The organism is Protofrankia sp. Cas8 (assembly GCF_963555845.1).
GTDB lineage: Bacteria > Actinomycetota > Actinomycetes > Frankiales > Frankiaceae > Protofrankia.
In genome coordinates this window covers 1-4,713 of the sequence record NZ_CAUVXI010000303.1, presented here as the reverse complement: position 1 = coordinate 4,713, position 4,713 = coordinate 1, and the positions used below count along the sequence as shown (strand labels likewise).

Annotated in this window: 3 protein-coding genes; 1 reads left to right on the top strand and 2 read right to left on the bottom strand. The window is 63.7% G+C overall.

Going from position 1 to position 4,713, the window contains the following annotated elements; all coding sequences use genetic code 11:
* Positions 1–770, bottom strand: a 770-nt coding sequence (locus U9977_RS25805) for a DEAD/DEAH box helicase (RefSeq protein ID WP_322751882.1), incomplete at its 3' end; no start/stop codon positions are given.
* Positions 771–1,077: 307 nt separating this feature from the next.
* On the opposite strand from U9977_RS25805, the gene U9977_RS25800 reads away from it, so the two are divergent.
* Positions 1,078–3,798: a CHAT domain-containing protein gene (locus U9977_RS25800; protein WP_322751881.1), complete on the top strand. Its 2,721-nt coding sequence runs from the start codon at positions 1,078–1,080 to the stop codon at positions 3,796–3,798.
* Positions 3,799–3,867: 69 nt separating this feature from the next.
* On the opposite strand, the gene U9977_RS25795 is transcribed toward U9977_RS25800, so the two are convergent.
* Positions 3,868–4,713 (bottom strand): toll/interleukin-1 receptor domain-containing protein (locus U9977_RS25795; protein WP_322751880.1); only part of this gene is annotated, 846 nt, incomplete at its 5' end.

The window sequence follows — 4,713 nt, the reverse complement described above, 5'->3', positions numbered from 1 at the left end:
TACCGAGCGGACATCCGGTGCGCTTCGTCCACGACCGCGAGATCCCAGTCGGAGGATTCGAGCTTTCCGAGAAGATCAGGATTGCGTGCCAAGTGGTCCATGCGTGCGATGAGCAGCGGATACCGCTCGAAAACATTGCCGTCGACGGCGGAGTCGACCAACGATGTGGTCAACAGATCGAAACGCAGGCCGAACTTGTTGTACAACTCATCCTGCCACTGCTCCACCAGCGAACCGGGAGCAACAATCAGACACCGCGCGAGGTCTCCACGCAAGATCAATTCCTTGACGTAAAGTCCACACATGATGGTCTTGCCTGCACCCGGGTCGTCCGCGAGCAGGAACCGCAATGGGGTCCGCGGTAGCAGCTCACCGTAGACGGCCGTGAGCTGGTGCGGAAGGGGCTCCACCTCCGACATCGACACAGCGAGCATCGAGTCGAAGAGGGCGGCCCACCGTAGGCGCAACGCCTCCGCGGCGAGGAGCCAGGCATCCGGCGCCCCGTCGAAGGTGTGAGTGCCCTGGTCAGTGACCAAACGCAGGCGTGATTCATCTCGGCGCAGGAGCATTCGCTCACCGGTTCCACCATGATCGTCCCTGTACGTTACTCTGATCGCGTTGCCCCCGGCCCACCGCGCCCTCGCGATCTCTACCGGACCGTCTCCCGCGATGCCGAGCACTCGCGCTCCGGGAACGAGCTGCTCCAACCGAGCACCCGCCGCGGCCATCTCGCCCATCCAGATCCCCCCGACACCCGCCAATATCGGCATGACGATACCGACCAGCCCCGACGCACCGGGTGACGGTCCGGATGTACCCTGGGAGCATCACCCTCAGAGTTCATCCGCCCGCATGCCCGCGAACGCCGCGTACCGGGCCGAGGTCATGGCCTGCCGTGGCCGGGCGCGACCTGTGAGTTCCGCGCGTCGTCGCTGGTTCGACGTTCTCTGTCGTGATGTTCTTCGGCTGGCCGGCACTTCGGTGGGTGTCGTTCGCGCATACGCGCCAGTGCGTCACAGGCCCGATCTCGGGGCGGCTGCTGTGGTCGCATGGATCTGCCGCAGTGCGAGCGTTGTTATGACCACCGACCAGATAGTTGATCATTTGATGGTGTCGGAGGCGCTCGAGGGCTATGGGCCCGGGGATGTGACGAGCCTGGTGCGCCAGGTTCGGGTGGAATGGGGTTGCGCGGGCCTTCCAATCGCTGATTGGTGGAGTCCGGATCAGCTTCTGGGGGCTTTTCTGTGCTATCTCGCTCCGCGTCTCGTGCTCGAGCGGGGAGCGGACGTGGCTCGATGGCACCTGCGTACGGTTTTTGGGCTCACCGATGAACGGGTCATCACCGCTCTCATTGTGGAGCCGTGTGACCCGATTCCGCTTCCCGCGAGCCCGGTTCAGATCGAAGCCGATGGAGGCAACGAACGCCCGGTTGGTCTGGAGCTTCTCGTCTATCTTGCCGACCGTCCGGAGGTCAGACGGTATTCGGCCGAGGCACGTCGGCGTTCTCTTCTCGGGGATGACGGACCGGCCCGTTCGGGACGTTGGCAGTGGGATGATCGTGATCAGGGTGTAGACGCGTGGCTTGTGGAGGGCCAAGCGTCCTTCGTGATGTGGCGGACTCTCGACCAGCTGACTCGAGCCTGGGTTGCTGAGGGGGTCGACGATGATCATTTTGGTGGCGGGCGGGCACAGCGGGACGAAGCACGGTTGATTGCCGCTGAGGGGTGGCGTCGCTGCCAGCTATGGCTGGCTGACCTGACCGAGCCTGAGCAGATATTGATGGCCGAGCAAGACCAGCGAGTCATGCGCCGTCGGCGCTGGCTCGACGCGCATCTCCGAATATTTCGTGCTCCGTATCAAATGCCGGACAGTGTTCCCGACCGCATGGTGGCCGGCGAGCGCTCGGCGGTGCCCGACTGGGTCGCCGCGGAGGTCTTTGACCACGGTGCGCGTATCATACGGCACGGAGTTGGATCGATCGAGCACTGGGGCGTCGTCGTTGAGACTGATGAGGAAGAGGAAGATGCCGAGGCTGATCTGGCTTGCGGCACGTCCGGAAAATTAGCAGTATGGAGCACTCCAACCGGCGTCACCTTCCACCTGGCGGTCGGCCAAGGCGAGTGGCGTACTGCAATGCTGGCGCCGTTCTATTTTCAACTGGACGAGCCCCATGGCGCGGTCGGGCTTCTTCTCGCCTGCCTTGCAGGCGTTCGACTCGACTATTACCGGCTACGTGGCGAGCGTGAACTGGTACATCTCGGTGGCCGGTTCATCAGACTTCCTGCCGACACAACAGCGGGCCTGCTCGACCGAGTCGACGAGACACTCACCCTCGCCGAAGATCGGGAACCGGGTGTGTCGCTGCTGATTCTCCTCTCCCGTGCCCCGGATCCAGCGCCATATATGTTCGTCGGCGCGGACAACGCGAAATCCGAGGAGATCCTCTTCGATCTCGGCCTGTCGGGTAGCAGCGGCGAGGAGAAGGCGCGAGCCGTCAGCGCCGCCCGGGCAAGCTTGGCCGCCGCCCACGCAAATCGGGTCTCCGCCGAAGCGGACAGCCAGGCCGACCCGACAGTTTCCTCGGCTGTGGAGAATGCCAGGAACATCTATCGCCGGCGCCGCCAGGAGGCGCAACTACGGTTTAGGGGCGGTGACACCCCTGCTGATCTAACCGTAGGCGTTGTCGAGCCGGGCCGGGCCTTCGTGCAGCTCGCCGAGTTCGATGACAGTCTCGCCTGCGTAATCGTTGTCGACGAGGGGGAGGGTTCGCGGGTAAGGCTGGTGAACCTCGGGCATGTGCGTGTGGACCGACTCCGAAGTATCTGCGACTACTGGCTCGCACAGACATCCGAGCGCTCCTGGGAGAAAAGGGCCGCGGTTCTTGACACCGTCCTCGATTGGGTAGGTCATGAATTGGTCTCCCCGATCGTCGAAACGCTCCGCGGCAGCCAAATTCACCATTTGGTGCTCTCACCGAGCCGCTCCCTGGAACCGATACCGATACACGCTTGCCACGTTGGCACGGACCTCCTGGCTGATCTTTATCAGATCAGTTACGCTCCCAGCGCCGCCGTTGTCCGTGATCTCGCTGCGAGACGGGCCGACCCCCTTGATCTCGATCTTGTGGTGGCAGCGAGTGGGGCGCATGCCCCGCCCGGTCTCGGCCTGGATGTCCTCGAAGGCCCGGACCAGGAAGCCAGCGCTCTCACCGTCCTCGCACCGGGCGCCCGGGTCCTTGGCGGTGCCGCCGCCGGACCGGATGCCGTTCTGGCGGCGATCGCTGGCTCACACGTGGCGCATGCTTCCGCTCACGGATGGTCCCGGCCTGACGCTCTTGCCAGCGGGCTCTGGCTCGCAGGTGACACCCCAGGGCATGCGCTGCTCTCGGCGGCCCGCGTCCATGCCGGTCCACCGTTGACGAAGACGTCGTTGATCGTTCTGTCCGCCTGCGAGACGGGCCGACACCCGGTTGGGGGCCGGGCGATACAGACATGGCGCGGTCTCGACAGCGCGTTCCTGGCCCGCGGAGCACGGGCTGTCGTCAGTAGTCTCTGGGAGATCGACGATGTGATCGCCCTCGTGTATAGTGTTGCGTTCCACACCCGCCTGGCGTCGGGAAGAAACATCGTCGACGCCCATATCGCGGCCGTCACTGCACTGCGGAACGGCAGCCATGATTCCCGAGCTGCCAGAATCCTTGATCAGGTTTGTCCGTTGTGGCGAATCGAACTGGCGGCGCTTGAAAGCAACCGAGCATATGGTTGGTCGGCCTATCGCCTATCCGGAGCCTGCTGGTAGACGTCGCAATGACGTGCTCTGTTGTGCTGGTCCGGAGCATCGGCGTCACGGCCAAATGGAGGCAGACGCTCATTTCGGTGAGCTCTGAAGAATTTTTGACAGCGAACGGGCGATATCGGCGAGGAGCCGTTCGGCGCGTTCGCCGGGCATCTCGGCGAGAGTGGTCCCGCCTGGATTGGCGTGCTGGAAGCGGGCGAGGGATGGCTCCTGTTCGAACAGGCTCGGCGCCACGAGAATCGGTATGATGCGGCACCCGACCTGCTCTGCTGCTTCGAGTAGCGGTGGTATTTCGTGATCGCGAATGAAGTCGGAGTCAAGGAAGTCCGCGCTGACGAGAAGGATCGCCGCACGTGCGCGGGAAAGCGCTATCGCAATTTCCTTGCGCCAGTCGTCGCCCAGCTCTATCCGGCGGTCTGACCACAGGTCGACGACTCCGTTGCGTTCCAACGGGCTGAGGTGAACCTGGAGCCGGCCGAGCCAGGTGGCGTCTTTGTGGCTATAACAGACGAATACCTGGTCCCGCGGGACCGGCAGCACCTTGCCGGCAGCGGTGAGAAGCTCGTCGCGGCTGAGCTGCCGTAGGTAGAAAAGAAACTGTGGGTCGTCGGCGATCAGTCGCTGGCCTCGCGGGTCATAAAAAAGATGTTCGGCGATTCTCCCGCGCTTCAGCCCGAAGCCATCACGCATCCCATATGTGAACACACGGTCGATAGCGTGGTCCAGATCCGGGCGTTCCTCGCGGACATTCTGGAGTCGAAGGATGCCATCGGGGGCCTGCGCGAGGCGAAGCAGGAGCTCGATACACAGGGGCTCGGTGGCGGCGTCGAGCACGATGAATTCGTCAACCATCGGCTGGTACTTCAGGCGGAGAGAGTCGGTCACCTTGGCGCGGGCCCGTCTGATGTCGGCCCGGAC